The organism is Streptomyces sp. NPDC043427, assembly GCF_056436655.1.
In genome coordinates this window covers 82732-101857 of the sequence record NZ_JBWKCC010000040.1, presented here as the reverse complement: position 1 = coordinate 101857, position 19126 = coordinate 82732, and the positions used below count along the sequence as shown (strand labels likewise).

The 19126-nt window shown below is 68.2% G+C and carries 16 protein-coding genes and 5 pseudogenes; 12 read left to right on the top strand and 9 right to left on the bottom strand.

From position 1 onward, the window contains the following. Window positions 1-91 precede the first annotated feature (91 nt). Window positions 92-2848, bottom strand: a complete 2757-nt coding sequence (locus tag AC067M_RS41315; protein ID WP_478702142.1) for an AAA family ATPase — start codon at window positions 2846-2848, stop codon at window positions 92-94. A gap of 254 nt (window positions 2849-3102) precedes the next feature. Between AC067M_RS41315 and AC067M_RS41310 the strand changes: the two genes are divergently transcribed. From AC067M_RS41310 to AC067M_RS41300, 3 genes are all read left to right on the top strand, one after another. Next, the gene (locus AC067M_RS41310; RefSeq protein WP_478702141.1) at window positions 3103-3552 is read left to right on the top strand and encodes an SsgA family sporulation/cell division regulator; all 450 of its coding nucleotides are present in this window, start codon (window positions 3103-3105) and stop codon (window positions 3550-3552) included. Window positions 3553-3926: 374 nt separating this feature from the next. Further along, complete coding sequence (locus AC067M_RS41305) at window positions 3927-5282, top strand: NAD(P)/FAD-dependent oxidoreductase (RefSeq protein ID WP_478702140.1); 1356 nt, start codon at window positions 3927-3929, stop codon at window positions 5280-5282. A 125-nt stretch (window positions 5283-5407) separates the two neighbouring features. Further along, a complete protein-coding gene (locus AC067M_RS41300) occupies window positions 5408-5659 on the top strand; it encodes a hypothetical protein (RefSeq protein ID WP_478702139.1) in 252 nt (83 codons plus the stop codon). A gap of 10 nt (window positions 5660-5669) precedes the next feature. On the opposite strand, the gene AC067M_RS41295 is transcribed toward AC067M_RS41300, so the two are convergent. After that, window positions 5670-6089: a hypothetical protein gene (locus AC067M_RS41295; protein ID WP_307679629.1), complete on the bottom strand. Its 420-nt coding sequence runs from the start codon at window positions 6087-6089 to the stop codon at window positions 5670-5672. A gap of 157 nt (window positions 6090-6246) precedes the next feature. Between AC067M_RS41295 and AC067M_RS41290 the strand changes: the two are divergent. Continuing rightward, window positions 6247-6348: pseudogene (locus tag AC067M_RS41290) on the top strand (sigma factor); the annotation flags it as partial. 599 nt (window positions 6349-6947) lie between these two features. On the opposite strand, the pseudogene AC067M_RS41285 reads toward AC067M_RS41290, so the two are convergent. Next, window positions 6948-7376, bottom strand: a pseudogene (locus tag AC067M_RS41285) (ATP-binding protein); the annotation flags it as partial. A gap of 349 nt (window positions 7377-7725) precedes the next feature. Between AC067M_RS41285 and AC067M_RS41280 the strand changes: the two are divergent. After that, window positions 7726-8394, top strand: a complete 669-nt coding sequence (locus AC067M_RS41280) for a sigma-70 family RNA polymerase sigma factor (RefSeq protein ID WP_478702138.1) — start codon at window positions 7726-7728, stop codon at window positions 8392-8394. A 511-nt stretch (window positions 8395-8905) separates the two neighbouring features. On the opposite strand, the gene AC067M_RS41275 is transcribed toward AC067M_RS41280, so the two are convergent. The 3 genes and pseudogenes from AC067M_RS41275 to AC067M_RS41265 form a co-directional block, all read right to left on the bottom strand. Continuing rightward, window positions 8906-9079, bottom strand: a complete 174-nt coding sequence (locus tag AC067M_RS41275; protein ID WP_307679627.1) for a hypothetical protein — start codon at window positions 9077-9079, stop codon at window positions 8906-8908. A 118-nt stretch (window positions 9080-9197) separates the two neighbouring features. Beyond that, complete coding sequence (locus AC067M_RS41270; protein WP_478702137.1) at window positions 9198-9944, bottom strand: SDR family oxidoreductase; 747 nt, start codon at window positions 9942-9944, stop codon at window positions 9198-9200. A gap of 74 nt (window positions 9945-10018) precedes the next feature. Further along, window positions 10019-10756: pseudogene (locus tag AC067M_RS41265) on the bottom strand (FAD-binding protein); the annotation flags it as partial. Here AC067M_RS41265 and AC067M_RS41260 point away from each other — a divergent pair. Then, window positions 10753-11064, top strand: a pseudogene (locus AC067M_RS41260) (transposase); the annotation flags it as partial. The pseudogenes AC067M_RS41265 and AC067M_RS41260 overlap by 4 nt on opposite strands. A 210-nt stretch (window positions 11065-11274) precedes the next feature. Here AC067M_RS41260 and AC067M_RS41255 read toward each other — a convergent pair. Beyond that, window positions 11275-11547: a hypothetical protein gene (locus AC067M_RS41255; protein WP_478702136.1), complete on the bottom strand. Its 273-nt coding sequence runs from the start codon at window positions 11545-11547 to the stop codon at window positions 11275-11277. Window positions 11548-11976: 429 nt separating this feature from the next. On the opposite strand from AC067M_RS41255, the pseudogene AC067M_RS41250 reads away from it, so the two are divergent. From AC067M_RS41250 to AC067M_RS41225, 6 genes and pseudogenes are all read left to right on the top strand, one after another. Continuing rightward, window positions 11977-12606: pseudogene (locus AC067M_RS41250) on the top strand (sigma-70 family RNA polymerase sigma factor); the annotation flags it as partial. A gap of 206 nt (window positions 12607-12812) precedes the next feature. Further along, window positions 12813-14513, top strand: a complete 1701-nt coding sequence (locus AC067M_RS41245; RefSeq protein WP_478702147.1) for an L-aspartate oxidase — start codon at window positions 12813-12815, stop codon at window positions 14511-14513. 82 nt (window positions 14514-14595) lie between these two features. Further along, window positions 14596-15195, top strand: a complete 600-nt coding sequence (locus AC067M_RS41240; protein WP_478702135.1) for a YceI family protein — start codon at window positions 14596-14598, stop codon at window positions 15193-15195. A gap of 68 nt (window positions 15196-15263) precedes the next feature. Continuing rightward, complete coding sequence (locus AC067M_RS41235) at window positions 15264-16397, top strand: low temperature requirement protein A (protein ID WP_478702146.1); 1134 nt, start codon at window positions 15264-15266, stop codon at window positions 16395-16397. Between the two features lie 120 nt (window positions 16398-16517). Then, window positions 16518-16952, top strand: coding sequence for a cupin domain-containing protein (locus AC067M_RS41230; RefSeq protein WP_478702134.1), 435 nt, complete (start codon window positions 16518-16520; stop codon window positions 16950-16952). A 238-nt stretch (window positions 16953-17190) separates the two neighbouring features. Continuing rightward, a complete protein-coding gene (locus AC067M_RS41225; RefSeq protein WP_478702133.1) occupies window positions 17191-17409 on the top strand; it encodes a hypothetical protein in 219 nt (72 codons plus the stop codon). A 220-nt stretch (window positions 17410-17629) separates the two neighbouring features. On the opposite strand, the gene AC067M_RS41220 is transcribed toward AC067M_RS41225, so the two are convergent. Together AC067M_RS41220 and AC067M_RS41215 are read right to left on the bottom strand one after the other, a co-directional pair. Then, on the bottom strand, window positions 17630-18058 hold the full coding sequence (locus tag AC067M_RS41220; protein WP_478702145.1) for a VOC family protein: 429 nt from the start codon (window positions 18056-18058) through the stop codon (window positions 17630-17632). 65 nt (window positions 18059-18123) lie between these two features. Then, window positions 18124-19110 carry a Dyp-type peroxidase gene (locus AC067M_RS41215; protein WP_478702132.1) on the bottom strand — a complete coding sequence of 329 codons (987 nt, stop codon included), beginning with the start codon at window positions 19108-19110 and terminating at the stop codon, window positions 18124-18126. Window positions 19111-19126 lie beyond the last annotated feature (16 nt).

Here is a 19126-nt window from a genome sequence, read left to right as displayed (position 1 = left end):
CAACGGCTCCAGCTTCGGGCCCCGACGAGGAACTGACGCACCAGCAGCAGAAGTCACGCAACTACTAACGATCAACTACTGGCGCAGGACACTAGAAGGCGTTGCTTCCTGCAAGGGACGCGAGCGCGTCCCTCAGTGCCGCACGTGAGGCGATTCCAAGTTTCGGGAACAACTGGTAGAGGTGCGAACCAACGGTTCGGGGCGAGAGGTGGAGACGTTCGCCGATCTGCTTGTTGGTCAACCCGGAAGCGGCGAGTACGGCGATCTCCTGCTCCTGCGCGGTGAGGGTCACGGAACCGTGCTTCGCTCCGGTGCGGGACCGGCGGGTGGCGCGGAGTTCGCCCGTGGCCCGGTCGGCCCACGGCCGGGCGCCCAGGTGCTCGAACACCTCGGCCGCCGAGTCCAGCTGGGCTCGGGCCTCCGTGACGAAGCGCATGCGCCTCAGACGCTCCCCGTAGGCCAGCCGGATCCGCGCCAGATCGAAGGGCCAGTCCTGCGCTCCCGGGACGTCCAGCGCCTGCTCGAAGCACCCGACCGCGCCGTCATCGGGTGCTGCCAGCGCGACCGAGCCCGCCACCAACAGCGCCAGCCGCGGGGAGAGAGCCGCGACACCGGCTTCCCGCATCGCACGCACGTGTGCCTCCGCCTCAGCGGTGCGCCGGGTGTGCACCGCCGCTTCCACCAGGTCCATGCAGACCCACAGCGCGTACGGAGCGTGGGGCGCGAGTCGGCCCGCAGGGCTGATCGCCACGGCGTGCCGGTACGCGCATTCGTAGTCGCCGGCACCGAGTTCGGCGAGGACTCGCGCATGGCCGGCGAAGGCCGCCGCCGCCAGAACTCCACGAGGCACGGCCCACTGCGTGATTCGGTCGGCCGTACTCCGGCTCTCTTCGAAGTGCCCGTGGACTGCGGCGAGCAAGGCCTGGTGGTACTCGAAATACCAGGAGAAGAACGGGTATTGGCGCTCCTCGCAGATCCTCAGGCCCTCGGCGGCCAGCGTTTCGGCCTCCTCCCACCGGCCGGCCGGGAAATCCTGCAGGCACAGGTGCATGAGCGCGTCGATGTGCCGGCGCACGTGGCCGCCCCGGCGTCCCCGACGGACCGCTTCCCAAAAGACGCCCCGCAGTTCCGTGAGCCGGTCGAGGCGGACAGGGGCCATGCCGTGACGGCCGACCGAGCCGGTGCCGGCCGGGTCCCTCCACGTAATGCCACAGGCTGAGAGCAGCGGCGGTGTAGCCGGCTTCAGACGGTCGAGGGCCGCGTGGAAGGGTTCCCACAGGGCATCGCGACCACCGGCCCAGCACACCAGCTGCAGCAGGTGCAGTGCCTCGATGAGAACATCGTCCTCGGCGTCGTATCCGTGGCTGCCGGTCTCGATGGCCTCCACCAGGAGACGGTGGGCCATGTCGATGTCGCCGTCACCGCCGTTGAGCAGGAGGAGAGCCGCCGTGGCGGCGGTCAGCGGAGACCCGGTGAGGCCCGGGTCCGCGCGCCGGGCGCGGTCGAGGAGTTCCGACGCCGCGCGCAGCTCACCGGTCGCGTCGGCACCGAGGTATGCGGCCCGGGTCAGTCGGCGTCCTCGGTCCACGGCACGGGGGCTCAGCTCGGCGGCCCTGGTGAACGTGGCGACCGCCTCTGCAGCGTCACCTCGCGTGGCGGCACGATGCCCGGCCTCCTCCAGCAGGGCGGCGACACGCTCGTCGGGAACGAGCGTTGCCCGTCCCAGGTGCCAGGCCCGCCGCTCAGGCGTCTCCGCGCGGATCTCGGCCAGGGTCTTGTGGGCCTGGCATCGCTCGGTCAGGGTGCTGGTCTCGACGACCGCGGCCCTCGTCAGCGGATGCCGGAAGACGAACCGTCGGTTCGTGTCGTCGAAGGTGATCAGACGGTCCGACTCCACCGCTGACAGCGCCGTAAGAGCCTTCGAGTCGTCCGATCCGGCACGGAGGACTCCCGGATCTCCGGTGTCGTCGAGGGCGAGCAGCAGCAGAAGCCGGCGCGACTCGGCCGGAAGGCGGGCCACGCGCGAAGCGAGGCGGATCCGAAGACGTGAGGAGAGGGGCAGTACGTCGTGCAGATCGGCCGGCGCGCCGCGTTGCGGGCCGCTCAGCGCGGCGGGCAGCTCCACGAGCGCCAGCGGGTTGCCCTGCGCCTGCGCCAGGACGCGGTCCCGCGCCGGTCCGGCCAGCCCCGGAAAGCGGACTCCGAGCAGTTCCACGGCCGCGTCGCGATCCAGCGGCGGCAGCTCGTACTCGGTGAGCCCGGCTCGGTCGAAGAAAGTCTCGTCTCCCGATCTGCAGGCGGCGAGGAATCCGATACGGCTGCCCGCCGACCGACGGGCGACGAAGCCCAGCACCTCCGAACTGGCCCGGTCGAAACAGCCGAGGTCGTCCACGACGATGAACACAGGGCGTTCGGTTGCCACTCGGCGCAGCAGGAAGATCACCGAGTCGGAGACGTGAAGACTGTCGGGCACCGGATCGCCCCCGTAGCCCAGCGCACTGCGCAGAACCCTCCGGTGGGTGTCCTCCAAGCGCTCGATCCGGTCGTTCAGCGGCAACAGCAACTGGTGAAGGCCGGAGTAGGCGAGCTCGGACTCGAACCGGACGCCGACGGCCGACAGCACCCGGGCACCCGACCCGGACATGACCCTGGCGACCTCCCCGAGCAGGGCGCTCTTGCCCACGCCCGGCTCCCCGGAGAGCAGCAGGGCACGACCCGCGGCCGAGCCCTGCCCGATCAGCGCCGTGATCTCCCGGAGTTGCCGCGCACGCCCCACCACCTCAGGGGACTGACTGGCGTCCGCGGCAGGGGTCTTGGGCAACCGTTCGACGCGCGAGCCGAGTGACATGGGTACTCCGTACGTTTGCGCCGTCCCTCCCGCTGTAGGGCGGGAAGGCTTGGGCTCACCGTGCACCGGTCGGCGAGGACAAACATCAGTCACGTGACTGCGTGGCGACTTGCGGGTCATTTGACTGATGGTGCGAGCACACGAGGGCCTCGCAGAATCGTGATGTCCCTGAATCACACGAGCGGCGCTGGACGCATCACACCGTGTGCCCTCCGAATCTCCCGTGATCCCAAGATCTACCGAGCGGTGATGTGATGAGAGAACCCGACAGTTGTACGCCGGTGGTGTGCCGGATGCTTGTCCGTCTGGTCGTCGCCGAAGGAGTGGACCGGCCGGTGATGCTTGATCTGTCCTACGACAGAGCCGATCCCTACGCGGTGTCCCTGACGTTCCACATGCGCGCAGACACGACCGTGCGCTGGGTGGTCGGTCGCGATCTCCTCCTGGACGGGCTGGTGAAGCTCACCGGCGTCGGTGACGTCCAGGTCTGGCCCTGCCGGGACCCCGGGGCGGACCATGTACACATCGCACTGTGCCCGTGTCCGAAGCAGGAGGCGGTCGTGGTGACCGCCTCGGCGCGAGCCCTCGGGGGCTTTCTGCAGCGAACCCTCGCGGTGGTGCCCCCCGGTACCGAGGAGTGCCACCTGGACATGGACGGAGCCGTCCACCAACTCCTGAGCGGCCCCGGTGAGTCACTTCGATAAGGGCCATCCGAGCCGGACGGACCGACGCCGTACGGGGACGAGCGTCCCCGGCGCACAGGTACCCCGCCCATCTCGAGGTGCGGAAGGAGCGCGCCGAGGACGTCCAGTTGCGGATCGCCGACTGGATCACCCGGTTCGCCGGATCGATGTGGTTCGTCTACATCCACGTGGCGGCACAGCACGCCACTCACGGAACTCGTCCACAGGCTCACCGTCGAGATCCACAAAGCGGTGAACGCCGAGGCCGCGGGTGAAACGGACACAGGCGAGAACGCCGAGCAGGTACACACCGCCACGGCCTGAGCCGCCGTCGCATGTCACACCGGCCCGGCCTGAGCGGTCTACATGGTGACGGACAAGAAGCAGAGGGAGTCATGCGAGAGATTCTGATTGTCGGCGGCGGATACGCGGGCTTCTACACCGCCTGGGGTCTGCAGAAGAAGCTGCGTTCGGGCGAGGCGCGGGTCACGGTCGTCGACCCGCGCCCGTACATGACCTATCAGCCCTTCCTGCCCGAGGTGGCGGCCGGTTCGGTGGAGGCACGTCACGCCGTCGTGTCACTGCGGCGGCACCTGCGGGGCACCCGGCTGATCTCTGGCACCGTGACCGGGATCAGCAACGCGGACCGTACGGTGACCGTCCGCCCGGTGCGCGGCGACGCCTACGAGCTTCGGTATGACATCCTCGTGGTCACCGCCGGCGCGGTGACCCGCACCTTCCCCATTCCCGGACTCGCGCAGCAGGCCATCGGCCTCAAGCACGTGGAGGAGGCCGTGGCGATCCGTGACCGGCTGATGACCGCGTTCGACCAGGCCGCGTCGCTGCCGGCCGGCCCCGAGCGGCAAAAGCTGCTCACCGTCACGTTCGTGGGAGGCGGGTTCTCCGGCGTCGAGGGCTTCGGTGAACTGCTGTCACTGGCGACCGCGATGCTCAGGTCCTATCCGGAACTGAGCATCCACGACCTGTCCTTCCACCTGGTCGAGGCCCGGGGCCGCATCCTGCCCGAGGTGAGCGACCGGCCGGGTGCCTGGGTGGTACGCCACCTGGAACGCCGCGGCGCACATGTCCATCTCAACACGCAGCTGCTGTCCGCCGAGGACGGCCACGTCGTCCTCTCCGACGGAGCGGAGTACGACTCCGAGCTGATCGTCTGGGCCGCCGGCAACGCCGCGAACCCGGTCGTGCACAACCACACGGACCTGCCCCTCGACGAGCGCGGTCTGCTGCTGGCCCGCGCCGATCTACGCGTGGGCACGGACGCCGAGCCCGTGCCGAACGTGTGGGCCGCCGGCGACGACGCGTCCATCCCCGACCTGGCCTCGCCGGTGCCGGGCGCGCGCACGGTGCCGAACGCCCAGCACGCCGTGCGACAGGGCAGACGTCTCGCCAAGAACCTCGTGGCCGACCTGCGCGGGCAGCGAGTCCGGAACTACCGGCACGGCAGCCTGGGCGTGGTGGCGACGCTGGGGCTGGGGCGGGGCATCTTCCAGTACAAGGGCATCGTCATCAGGGGATTCCCGGCGTGGCTGATGCACCGGGGTTATCACGTGCTCGCGGTGCCCAGCTGGGAACGCAAGATCCGCGTTCTGGCGGTCTGGCTCACCGCGGCCCTGACAGGCCGGGATCTCGTGTCTCTCGCCTCCGTCCAGCGTCCGCGGGACGCCTTCGTCACGGGTGGGCAGCCGCAGGACCCGAGCGCCGGCCGTGCGAAGGAAGGCAGCGCACCATGACCATGTGGGGTTCTCGTTTTCATTGGGGGTACGCCGTGTCCGCACGCGAGGAGGCCGCCCGCGGCCTGCCCGACATCGAAGGTTTCTTGTACCGGGAGGCTCACAGGGGAGCGACGCACCGCCGCGTGGCGGCATTCACCGCGCGCGTGGAGGGGCTCACCCCCGAGCAGAAGCGGGACATCGAGCAGTGGTACGTCGACGAGCAGATACACGTAGCCCGCATGGTGACCGATCACATCGCCGAACGCGTCGGCGCGATGGAGGCGCAGCACCACGTCAGGATCCGGCAATGGCTGCGGGGAACACTCACCGGAATGGTGCTGATCACCCTGACGATCATCGCCTGCGTCGTGGTGATTCTTGGCTCGTCGCGGTGACCGCCGAGCGCTAGGAACGCCCGGTGCGATACAAGCCCCGGCCGGCGCGCTCAATGCGGGAGGAGGCGACGAGGCGATCGAGTGTGCTGCGGACCGCGTTGATGCTTCCGCTGTCGGCGTCACGGCCGAGCGCCGCCGCGACCTCACGGGCTCGCACCTCCGCGTCACCGACCTTGGCGAAGTACGCCACGATCTGCTCGGTGAGCTTGCCGTACTGCTTGCCGTGCGCGTCCACCTGGTCAGCGGCGCGCGGAGTGACCAGCGCGCTCTCGAGAGCGCCGAGGGCCCGCTGTACGGAGCCGAGATGTGCCACGATCGCCGCCAACTCCCTTTCCAGCGCCTGCTTCTGGAAATGCAGCCGGGCCAGTTCCTCCTGGAGCCCCTCGGCGGTGACCTCGATGCTGTGTGCCGTACGGCTCGCGGAGACCATGAGTTCTCCCCTCCTCAACCCTTGTCGACATCATATGCAGTGGTTCGAGTGTCAGGCAGGTCATCTCAGTGTCTCGAACAGTGGGATTTTGCAGGCCCGTGAAAAAGCATCGTCCGTTTCTGTCACACGTTCCCGTCGGTGGCGGTCCCTGCAGCGGATGGACCGTAGCAACGGAGGCGGGCAGCTCTTCGGGATCGACTACCGCATACTCGGCAGCACGGTCGAGGCTGAGGACGTGGTCCAGGAGGTATGGCTGCGCTGCGTCGGAAAGCCCACGTCGGTCACGTCCGCCAGGGCCCTGTGCACCTCGCGCAGGTCGTCCGGGCCTGCCGCACGATAGGCCGCCGAACGCACCAGCGGGTGACGGAATCGCGCCCTGGCGCCGAGGGTGATCAATCCCGACGCCTCGGAGTCCGCCGCGGCCGCGTCCACGGCGATTCCCAGCCGCTCGGCTGCACGCCTGAGCAGCGTCACGTCGCCGACCGGCTCGGCAGCGGCGAGGAACAGCAGGCGCTGCGTCTCGGTCGGCAGCGCCTGGACGCGGCGGAGGAAGTCCTGCTCCAGCCGGTTCGACATAGGCCCCGCCCCGGTGCGCCCGAAGTCGCCGGTCAGGTCCAACGCCGTGAGCGCGTGGGGCAGTTCGAGCAGGGCGAGTGGGTTGCCGCGGGTCTCCGCGACGATGCGATCACGCACCCTACGGTCGAGCGGGCCGGTGACGACCGAGGCGAGAAGCTTTCGGGAGTCCTCCGCGAACAACCCGGTCACGGGCAGCTCGGGGAGGCCGGTGAACACCTCACCGGTGGTCGGCTCGCGCACGGCGACGGCGAGCACCACCGATTCCGCGAGCAGCCTGCGGGCGACGAACGCCAGGGTCTGTGAAGAGACGCGGTCCAGCCATTGCGCGTCGTCGATGACGCAGACCAGCGGCTCGCTCCCGGCGGCGTTGGCGAGGAGGCTCAGCGTGGCCAGCCCCACCAGGAACCGGACGGGCGCGGCTCCGCCGTGCAGCCCGAACGCCGTGCGCAGTGCGTCGCGCTGCGGCTCCGGAAGGTTGTCGACTCCCGACAGCAGCGGTGCGCAGAGCTGGTGCAGGTCGGCGTAGGAGAGCTCCATCTCGGACTGGACGCCGGCCACGCCGACGGTACGGCATCCGGTGGCACGACCCAGCAGGTATTTCAGCAGCTCGGTTTTCCCGATCCCCGCCTCACCTCGAAGGACCAGGACTCCGCTGCGCCCGTCCCTGGCGCCCGCCAGCAGGTCATCGAGGGCCCGACGCTCGCTCCGCCTGCCGAGGAGTTCCGGCTCCGGAACCGCGGCTCGTCATGGCAGCCTCCCACGTCAGATCCTCATGGCGGCGCGTCGGCTGGTGCGTAGCTGGATGACTGCGGCCGTGGCGCAACCGAGGCGAGCCGGTTCCATCGTAAACGGCTGCGAAGGTGGAGAACTTCCGACTTTGAGCGAACGTGGTGGTCGAGTGCCGTCCGGAACGACGGTCCGACGGGTCGGCCACGGATCTCCCACGGCACGACCACGCAATCCCCTACGGCCTTCCAAGGGCGCGCCGGGCTGCCCTCGGGCGCGACATTGGTGCCGGCTGCTCTTCGAGCTGCTGACCCACGGAGCAGAGGAGCCGGACATGGACACACAGCTGACCGAGACCGGGCAGAGCCGGGAGACGGCGGGCACATCCGTCATCGCGCTGGACGACGCGACCTGGGTGTTCGTGCAGGCCAGACCCGGGCTGCTCACCCTCGCCAGGCACATCGTCGGAAACGCGAACGAAGCCGAGGACGTCATCCAGGAGACGTGGCTGCGGTGGCAGGATGCCGACCGCACGGCCGTCTCCAATCCGCCGGCACTGCTCAGGACGACCGCCGTCCGGCTGGCCATCAACGTCGTCCAGTCCGCCTGGAAGCGCCGGGAGTCCTGTGACAGCCCCTCGCTCCCGGAGCGGGTGGACCACCACGCGGGCCCTGAAGAGGTGGCAGAGCGGCAGGACGCCGTCGAGCGAGCGGTCCTCCTGCTGATGGAAACCCTGACTCCGAGGCAACGCGCCGCGTACGTCCTGCGGGAGGGCTTCGGCTGCCCGTACGACCGGATCGCCGAGATCCTGCATCTCAGCGTCGTCAACACGAGGCAGCAGGTTGCACGCGCCCAGCGGCGTCTCAACGGGGACCGCCGCAGGCAGCAGGTCGACGCCGTCGCGCACCGGCGTCTTGTTCAGGCGTTCCTCTCGGCGGCCCAGACGGGTGACCTCGGGCATCTGGAGAGGGTGCTGTCGAGTGATGCGGGCGGTCGGCGGTGACCGCTGCGGCAGGTGTCAGCGGGCCTCCGGGCGGGCGGGCGGAATGTCGTCGACGCAGACGTGCCCGGGCCGGGTGACGGCGTACTGGACGTCGTCGGCGATTTTCCTCGGGCTCAGCCTCTCGCGGCTAATCCAGGCTCGACGGGGACGACGCGTACCCACGCGCCGTCGCCTCCTGCCGCAACGCCTCTGAGAAGGCAGTGATCCCGATCCTGGAACCTGGTGGCCGCTGCACGACGACGGCCGTGCCCCTACGCCCCCAGGTCAAGGAGATCTCCACCGCGGCACCCTTGCAGCGCGGCAGGTGAGCAGGTCGGCGCACATGGATCGGAGCCGTTCGGTGGCGGACATGCGCGTCCACTCCCCCGCGTCGGCAGGGGGACCGGTCCGCTCGGCATGACGCGCGTCGTTCACCAGGATGTCCAGCGCCACCAAACTGCCCGACGGTCGCCTTCGCAGCCTCCTGCATTGGCCTTCAGGCAGGGCGGCGACCCTGGCCCGGACGAGGAGGTCAGGGGCAGGGCGTATGCCGGTTCAGAGCGGTTGAAATGACGATCATGCGCTCGCCGAGGGCCGCGAGTTCCTGGCGCAGTTCCGTGACCCGGTCACGAAGCTCGGCGGCTTCGGCGGTCAGCGACTCGAATGTGGCAGCGAGGTCGATGCGGTCCTCATGGATCAGGGACATCGTGGCTCCATGACTTTGCGTTCGAGCAGCGCGAGCCGCCCTCCCGGAGGAATGAAGTCGGCCCGTCGGCAAAGGACATCGGTGGCCCTCTCCCTTCGGTGAGGGCCACCTCGAGAAATTACTTCTGCCGTGACAGCCAGTCGGCGAAGCGGGTCTCCGCGATGTGCGCGTCCGGGCCGGGCAGGAGTGTGTTCTCCTGCAGCGGGGCGCCCCAGTACGTCGCCTGCGGATCCGTGGCGATCTTGCGGGGGTCGTTCTGAGCGGTCAGTCCCATGCGGATGAACTCCTCCAGCTGGAACGCCTCAGGACCGGCGACCTCCACCACGCCTCCCACCGGTGCGCCGACCGCGGTGCGGGCGACGGCCACGGCCACGTCGTCGGAGACGATGGGCTGGATCTTGGCGTCGGGGAGGTGCACGGTGTCACCCTCGGTGACCCCGTCGGCGAGTCCCTTCGCGAACTCGAAGAACTGGGTGGCGTGGACGATGGAGTAGGGGTTGCCGGACGCCTTGATCAGGTCTTCCTGGACCTGCTTGGCGCGGAAGTACCCGCTCCCCTGGAGACGGTCGGTGCCGACCACGGACAGCGCCACGTGATGCGCCACGCCGGCCTGGGTCTCCGCCTTCAGCAGATTGGTCGTCGAGGTGCGGAAGAACTCCATGACGGCCTCGTCCTCGAACGAGGGCGAGTTCGACACGTCGACCACCACCGACGCACCCTGCAGGACCTCGGCAAGGCCCTCACCTGTCAGCGTGTTGACGCCGGTGTTGGGGGACGCCGCGACCGCCTCGTGCCCGTGCTCGCCAAGCCCGGCGACCACCTTCGAGCCGATGAGCCCGGTCCCACCGATCACTACGACCTTCATGACGGCATTCCTTTCGAGTTTCCCTGATGCCTCTACCAGTAGAGACCGGCCACCGGTTCTGTTTGTGACACCTCTTATTCGACGAGTTTGCCCGTGGTCGAGACTTCCTCCATCAGGGCGGAAATCTCTTCGGGGACGGCCGGAACGCTCTCGCGGGTGACGCCCGTCGTCGGGGACCACACGAGGTTGACCTGCAGAGCAGGATCCATGTCGGGATAGTCGCTGCGGTTGTGACAGCCACGCGTCTCCCGGCGCTCCAGTGCCGCTTCGAGGGTGGCCCGGGCCGCCAGCGCGGCGGACTTGAGGTCGAAAGCGTGCGCGAGGTCCTGATAGCCGGCGATGTCCGGGTGGATGCCTACATCCTGCATCCTCTTCTCGATCGCCGCGAGTTCCGCCAGTCCCGCGCGCAGGCCGTCTTCATCGCGGACGACGCCCGCGTGCTCGGTCATGGTGTTGCGGATGGCGCGTTGCCGAGCACGAACGTTCTCCGGCCCGTCGGCGGCGAGGAGATCGTCGATCTCCTCCCGGGCCTCCGCGATGGCCGACGCCGACCGCGGCTGCGCGGTCAGGGACTCTGAATAGGCGGCCGCCGCCCGGCCGGTGAGGCGGCCGAAGACAAGCAGTTCGATGAGGCTGTTGCCACCGAGGCGGTTGGCGCCGTGCAGGCCGCTCGACGCCTCGCCGATGGCGTACAGGCCGCGGCCGTCCGTGCTGTGGTCCTCCGGGCGCACCCACACCCCGCCCATCGAGTAGTGCGCGGTGGGCGCGATCTCGATCGGCTCGCGGGTGATGTCGAGCATCTGCAGGTCCAGGTACCCGGCCGGACAAGGTAAGGGCTGACAAGGCCTACGGGTCCCGCGCGAACCGCGCCTACCTGCGCAGACGCGGGATCCGATGCACCATCCCAGAGAAGACCGACCAAGTCCGCAACCGCAGGAAACTCAGTTCCCGCGGAGGGCGTCCACCGAAGTTCGACAAGGATGAGTACAAGGAGCGTCACGCGGTGGAGTGCGGGATCAACCGGCTGAAACGTCACAGGTCCGTGGCCACGAGGTACGACAAGCTGGCGGTCCGCTACGAAGCGACCGTGCTCGTCGCAGCGATCAACGAGTGGCTATGACGCAACGTCTCAGCAGCCCTATCCGCCCCGCACGATCCGCCCCTTTGGGGTTCCGTAGTACCAGTAGCGCTCAGCTGGAGCTGGGGACAGCGTGCCGGCTGCCAGATCGACCAGAGCCTGCGCCAGTTCAACAAGCGGAGCAGCAGCGATGTGTTCTGCACCGCGCAGGAAGCTGGTCGCACTCTCCTCCAAATCGGGCCAGGTCGAAACTTACTCACGGCTCACGCCGCCGCGGGCCTCGATCCGGCGTGCCGCCTCCAGAATGCAACTCAGGAGTACCTCCCGCTGCTCGACAGCGAAGTCGTCAAGCAGGACAGCGGAACTGCTGCCCCCCAACGCCTGGGTGTGGAGCCCCTGCTCCAACTCCGGCCAACCCGAGGGCCGCAGATCCGCCGGCATCTCCGCACCAACGCGCGCCGCCTCGATAAAGAGAACCCCGAGCGCCACGTCATAGGCCCAGAACACCGCTTCACCGGAGATCACTGGCACAGTCCTGCTCAACCGAACTCCTCCCCCCAGCCGACGCTTCCAGCCCTAATCATGGCTGATCGGCTCAGACACTTGTCCCGGTTGGCTCATCACGCCTTCGAGCCGCGACCAGCACTTTCGCAACAGGGCCTAAGAGCATCGCCACAGTGTGACCACTCTGTCGAAGGTGACAGTGTGATGCTCGCCGGAGACAACGACCATGCAGACCTGTAACGGAATGAGGGTGTGCCCGGTCGAAGAGAAGACGCGATCGACCTGGTGCCCGCCTTGTGGTGACACCGGACACTGTGGCGGCCGGCCCATCCCCTGTGCGTGCAGCCAAAGCAACCGTGTCCAGGCGCCTACGGGCCGGACCGTCACACGGTGAACCAACGAGTGCGCCATCGACAGCACGGGTCCTGAGAGGAACGGAGACAGAGGATCATGCATCTTGACAGGCCCTCCACTACGAGCACGATGGACGAGGCCGTTTCTGTCTTCGTGGGGCTCCGTCCGCGTCTTTTCGGTATCGCCTACCGCTTGCTGGGAAGCGCGGTGGAGTCCGAGGACGTGGTCCAGGAGGTGTGGCTGCGCTGGCAGAGGACAGACCGTTCGGCGGTGGAGAATCCCGTGGCGTTCCTGTCCAAGGCAACCACCCGGCTGGCCATCAACGTGGCCCAGTCCGCCCGCGTGCGGCGTGAGACCTACATCGGCCCATGGCTACCCGAGCCCATAGACACGAGCAACGACCCGGAGGCGGGCGCGCAGCGGGCAGAGGCCCTCGAACTGGCCCTGCTCCTCGTGCTGGGCAAGCTGAATCCGACCGAGCGGGCCGCCTACGTGCTGCGTGAGGCATTCGACTACGCCTACGCCGATATCGCGGAGATACTCGGGTTCACCGTCGTCAACGTGCGCAAAATCGTGAGCCGGGCCCGTAAGCACCTGTCGGCCGACCACCAGGAGACCGTGGACGCGGCCGAGCACCGGCAGCTTCTCGACACCTTCGTCTCGGCGGCGCGTACCGGGGACATCGCGTCCCTGGAGGCTCTTCTGACACCGGACGCCGTCTCTCTGCCCTGCTGACGATGACCAACGAGGCGTCGCTCAGCCCCCTGCTTCCCCAACGCGCGCTCACCGTCCTCACACGCATGAGTAACCGCGTGTCGAGCGCTGAGGCTGCGCTCGCGGTGTCACAAACCACCGCCGGACCTGGTCCTAGTCAGTGACCACCCGGAGCGATGGGAGCAATCGTGGCTATCACCGAACAACGTCTTTCCACCATGGTGCTGGTGATCGGTACCGGCGGGGCCGGCCTCAGGGCGTCGATCGAGCTGGCCGAGGCCGGTGTCGATGTCATGGCCGTCGGCAAGCGCCCCAAAGAGGACACCCACACATCCCTGGCCGCCGGTGGGATCAACGCGGCCCTGGCCACGATGGACCCCGAGGACAGCTGGCAGCAGCACGCCGCGGACACGCTCAAGGAGAGCTACCTGCTCGGCGATCCCCGCACCGCCGAGATCGTCACCCGGGGCGCCGCCCTGGGCATCGACGACCTGGAGCGCTACGGCATGGCCTTCGCCAGGGAGGAGGACGGCCGTATCTCGCAGCGCTTCTTCGGCGCGCACAAGTTCCGCAGGACCGCCTTCGCCGGCGACTACACGGGCCTGGAGATCCAGCGCACCCTCATCCGGCGCGCGAGCCAGTTGAACATACCCATGCTCGACAGCGTCTACATCACCCGCCTCCTCGTGCACGACGGTGCCGTCTTCGGTGCTTACGGCTTCGACCTCACCAACGGACAGCGTTACCTCATCCACGCCGACGCCGTGATCCTCGCGGCCGGCGGCCACACCCGCATCTGGCGACGCACTTCTTCGCGCCGTGACGAAAACACCGGCGACTCCTTCCGCTTGGCCGTCGAGGCCGGTGCCCGGCTGCGCGACCCCGAGTTGGTCCAGTTCCACCCGTCCGGAATCATCGAGCCGGAGAACGCCGCGGGCACCCTCGTCAGCGAGGCCGCCCGCGGCGAGGGCGGCATCCTGCGCAACGCCCTCGGCGAGCGCTTCATGACCCGCTACGACCCGCAGCGCATGGAACTGTCCACCCGCGACCGCGTGGCCCTCGCCTCCTACACCGAGATCAAGGAAGGACGCGGCACTCCCAACGGCGGCGTGTGGCTCGACGTCTCCCACCTGCCCCGGCAGACGATCATGAATCGACTGCCCCGGGTCTACCAGACGCTTCTGGACCTCCAGATGCTCGACATCACGCGCGAGCCCATCGAGGTCGCCCCCACGGCGCACTACTCGATGGGTGGTGTCTGGGTCCGTCCCGAGGACCACAGCACGGACGTCCGCGGCCTGTACGCCATCGGCGAGGCGTCGAGCGGCCTGCACGGCGCCAACCGTCTCGGTGGCAACAGTCTCATCGAGCTTCTCGTCTACGGCCGCATCACCGGCCAGGCCGCTGCCGCCTACTCCGAGTCACTCACCGCCCAGCCCCGCTCCGCGGCAGCCATCGCTCAGGCCCGTGGCGAGGTCGACGAATTCCTCGCCGCCGACGGACCCGAGAACGTCCGCGCCCTGCAGCGCGCCATCCGCAACACCATGACCGAACACGCGGGCGTCGTCCGCGACGAAGAGGGCCTGCGCACCGGTTTGGCGGAACTGGACACCATCGAGAAGCGTATGGAGAACGTCGGCGTCCACCCCGACATCGCCGGGTTCCAGGACCTCGCGCATGCCTTCGACCTCAAATCGGCCGCCCTGGCGGCCCGCGCCACCCTCGAAGCGGCGCTCGAACGCCGGGAAACCCGCGGCTGCCACAACCGCAGCGACTACCCCGTCATGGATCCCGCCCTCCGCGTCAACCTCGTGTGGTCCCCGACCACGGGAATCACCCACGAAAGCATCCCCTCCATCCCGAAGGAGATCACCTCACTCATGGAGGACGTCTCCACCGACGGAAAGCTCGTCGAGTAACGCACAGCGGGAGACCACGCGGCTTCCCGCCCCAGACGCGCGCGCCTTGTCACCGCAGTAACCGTAGAGAAAGCCATTCACCATGCTCACAGGACGCGACCGAACCACTTCTCCCGGATCCGGCACTTACGCGGCAGTCACCGGTGGCTACACCATCGATCCGGCCCACACGACGGTCGGATTCTCCGTCCGGCACGCCATGATCTCCAACATTCGCGGCAGGTTCGACCGTTTCGAGGGCCTCCTCCTGCTGGACGGCTCCGACCCCTCCCGGTCGACGGCCTACGTGAGTGTCCAGACCGACAGCATCGACACGGGGATCCAGGAACGCGACGCGCATCTGAGAGGACCCGAGTTCTTCGACTCCGCGACGTTTCCCCTGATGGCCTTCCGCTCCACGGGAATCGTCCAGCGCGGCGACGACGAGTTCCGTCTCACCGGCAGCTTGCGCATCAAGGACGTCGAGCTGCCGCTGGACATCGATCTCGTCTTCGGTGGAGCCGCCGACGACGTCGACGGACAGCTCCGGGTCGGCTTCGAGGGCAGGGCCACCCTGCGCCGTTCGGACTGGGGGCTCACCTGGAACACGACTCTGGAGGCAGGAGGCGTGCTCGTCAGTGACAAGGTGACTCTGGCCCTGGACATCTCGGCGGTACGGATCGATCAGGACGCGGCGGCGTGAAGGCGGTGAGGTCGTCGAGGGTGACGGTTCCTGTGTCCTCGCCGCCCTCCAGTGCCTGGCACCGGCCGATGCTCGCCCGCCATGCCGGTGAGGAACACCGCACCGCCACCGCGCTGGAGTTGTTCTTCGACCTGTGTTTCGTCGCCGCCGTCGCCCAGGCGGCCTCGGCGTTCGAGCACGAGATCACTTCGGGCCGTCCTGGTCACGGCCTTCTCGGTTACGCACTCGTGTTCTTCGCGATCTGGTGGGCCTGGATGAACTTCACCTGGTTCGCCTCCGCCTACGACACGGACGACGTGCCGTATCGCCTCCTCACCCTGGTCCAGATCACCGGAGCCCTGGTCATGGCCGCAGGGGCCACCAAGGCCCTGGAGCACGGGGACTTCCAGATCATCACGTGGGGTTATGTCGTCATGCGGCTCGCCATGGTCAGCCAGTGGCTGCGCGCCGCGTACACGGACCAGGAACGCCGGCGGTCGGCACTGCGGTATGCCCTGGGAATCTCAGTCCTGGAGATCGGCTGGCTGGTCCGCCTGGCCCTGCCCCACGACGGCGGTATCGCCTCGTTCGCCGTCCTCGCAGCTGGTGAACTCGCGGTGCCGGTCTGGGCCGAACGTGCCGAGGGCACCACGTGGCACCCGCACCACATAGCCGAGCGCTACGGGCTGTTCACCCTGATTGTGCTCGGCGAGTCCATCACCGCCGCTGCCCTTGCCGTCCGCACCGCCCTGGGCACCCATGCGGAAGTCGGCTCCGTCCTGCTCATCGCACTGGGTGGCATCCTGACCGTCTTCGCCCTGTGGTGGCTGTACTTCGCCCAGGACGCGCCGCGTCGCCTCAGAACCCAGAACACGGCCATGCTGTGGGGCTACGGGCACTACGCGGTGTTCGCCGCAGCAGCGGCCGTGGGGGCAGGACTAGCCGTCAACGTCGCCCACCTCACCGACCATGGCACTCTCACCGACGTCCAGGCCGCGGCCACGTACACGGTGCCCGTCGCCGTCTTCATCGCCTGCGTGTGGCTGCTGCACCGGCGGACCGTGCAACTGCCCACCAAGGCCACCGTCCTTCCCCCGGTCGCGGCACTTGCCATCCTCGCCACCACCTTCACGACGATCGCCGTACTGTGCACCGGCGTCATCGCGTCGCTTCTGATCGGTGCGTCCCTCGTCGTAGCCCATCGCGAAGCCCACGCGCCCTGAACTGTGCCGCCGCACGACTTCACACTTAGTGGCATTACAGTGTGTTCTGTCAAACACACTCCCAAGTGACCTCCCACCCCTGGGCGGTCACCACATCCTCGCGCCCCGAAAGGCATCATCATGCGCAATATGCTGCGTGCAGCAGCTGTGGGTGCAGCGTGCACCGCGCTTTCCCTCACCTCCGCGGTCGCCCAGGCGACTCCCGGAGGTCCCGGCGTGACCGGCAAGGTCCTTGCCCAGAAGACCATCGGGGACCGGAACTACATCCTCCGAGAGGTCACCATTCCGCCCGGCCAGGGAACGGGCTGGCACTACCACGACGGCACCCTGTACGCATACGTCAAGCAGGGAACGCTGAGCCACTTCGATGCCACGTGCGCATCCGACGGCGTCTACGACAAGGGCAGCTCCCTGAAGGAACCGTCAGGCGCGGACCACGTGCACCTGGGCCAGAACCGCGGCACGACGGACGTCGTCCTGGAAGTCCTCTACGTGCTGCCGCACGGCGCCCCGTTCGCCGAGGACGCCCCCAACCCCGGCTGCACGTTCCAGTAATCCAGCGCGCGCCGCACTACGGCCGCGTCCTTCGTACGGACGCGGCCGATCGCCGGCAGCTGTCACAGCTCCTCCCGCTGCCCGGTCAATCGGGTGTCAGCAGCTTGCGGTGGCATCCACCCGAGCCCCGCAGCGAGGAGGAGGCAGCATGGCAGGGACCCAGGTCGGTCGACGCACTCGGGCGATCGCTGTAAGCCCGCCGACAGAGCTCCGGCACGAACCGAGGGAGGACGGGAAGATGCTCCGAGGGACCGACCGGCAAGCCGATCCCGCCGCCGCCACCGCGTCGCTGGCGGCAGAGGCCGCCCTGCTCGAGGGGCGGCTGAGCCAGCTCCGAGAGGCCATCCACACGGTGGACGCACGCATCGAGTCGATCTCGAAGACCCTCCAGAGGCTGCGCCACACGGCGTCCGGGTCCGACGACGGCGAGTCTCACTCGGCGACGCACCACCACTGACGGACCGAGCAAACAGACGGAGCGTATCGTCCCGGGTCGTCGTGGCACGGCAGGCGAGCTGACGGGTCCCCCCGCTTTCGTCCCCGACCGGCGCCCATGAGGGGATGCGCACCCGGACGTTGCCGAGCCGAGCTGGATCGCCGAGCACCTGAGCAGGCGCGGGTCGAAACCGCGCCGGCTCGGTCTCGGACAGCCGGCACCAGGAACGGAACGGCCGGGTTCAGTTCGTTGCCTCCTGAAGCACCCATCCGTTGCCGTCCGGGTCGCTGAATGCCGCATACGAGCAATAGCTGCGACGTTGCGGATCAGGGCCGCTGATCCGCCTCTCATCCGTGCAGCGGTGGAATATCTCACTCGTGTCGTGGAAGATCCCGCCCATCTCTATCCCCCTGCCGAGGAGCTCTTCGTGGGCCTTCACGATGTCGGAAACGACGAGGTGGAGCCCCTGCGCCGAACCGGGAGTGGCAGTGGTGACCCCGACGCCGAAGAGAATCGAGCACGGCGAGCCGGGGGGTGTCATGTGCACCACCCGGTAGGTGTCATCGGTGACGTGATCGGCATCCAGGCGGAACCCCACCGCCTCGTAGAACGCTCTGGCCCGGTCGACGTCGGAGACGGGCAGAACCACAACTTCCAGCTTGAAATCCACTGTCGTCATCACTTTCACGGACGGAGGCTTGGCACCACCGGGTATCACGGTCAGAAACGGTGTGGTCATCTCGGATGACGGACAAGGGAAGGCGATCGGGACGTCGGCGGCTCGGGAAGGTCCTCCAGGAAGTCCGCTGCCGGCGCGAAGAACATGGAGCCTGTCACCGGGACGGAGAAGTCCAGTATGCGGTCGTACGGCGCCGACTCCGTGCCCAGGAACATCCGCTCCAGCATCGTCTCCGTCACCTCGGGGGTGCGGGCGTAGCCGATGAAATACGTGCCGAACTCCGCACGGCCCACGGCGCCGAAGGGCATGTTGTCGCGGAGGATCTCGAGGTCTCTGCCGTCCGCGTCGGTGAGGCTGGTGAGGGCGACGTGTGAATCCGCGGGTTTGACGTTGTCGGCGAGCTCCACGTCGGACAGCTTCCGTCGGCCAATCGCTCTCTCCTGCGCCTCGACGGACAGTTCCTCCCACGCGTCGAGGTCGTGCAGGTACTTCTGCACGACGACGTAACTCCCGCCCGAGAAGGACGGATCCTCGTCGCCGACGACCACCGCCGCGTGCGCCGCGGGGCCCGTCGGATTCTCCGTTCCGTCGACGAAGCCGAGCAGGTCGCGTTCGTCGAAGTACTTGAAGCCGTGCACCTCGTCCTGGACTGTCACTGCCTGGCGCAGTCGGCTCATGATCTCCGTGGCAAGCGCGAAGCACAGGTCCAGTCGGGAGGCGCGGATGTGGAAGAGCAGGTCGCCCGGGGTGGCGACGGCTCGGTGCACCGGGCCGTTCACTTCCCGGAAGGGATGGAGTCGTGCCGGACGCGTCCCGGAGAACAGGCGGTCCCAGGCGTGCGAACCGATGCCGGTGACGCAACTCAATCTGCCGTCGGGCTGGGCACGGAATCCCACGGCCCGTTCCAGCGAGCCGATGTCCGACAGCAGTTCACGGACGGTGGTCTCGCCGCCGCTGTCGATCGTCACGACGAGAAAGATCGCAGCACTGGTCAGCGGGGACAGAACCATCTGAGGCACCGGTTCCGCGACGTCTCCGGTCATGAGCGTTTCCCTTCCA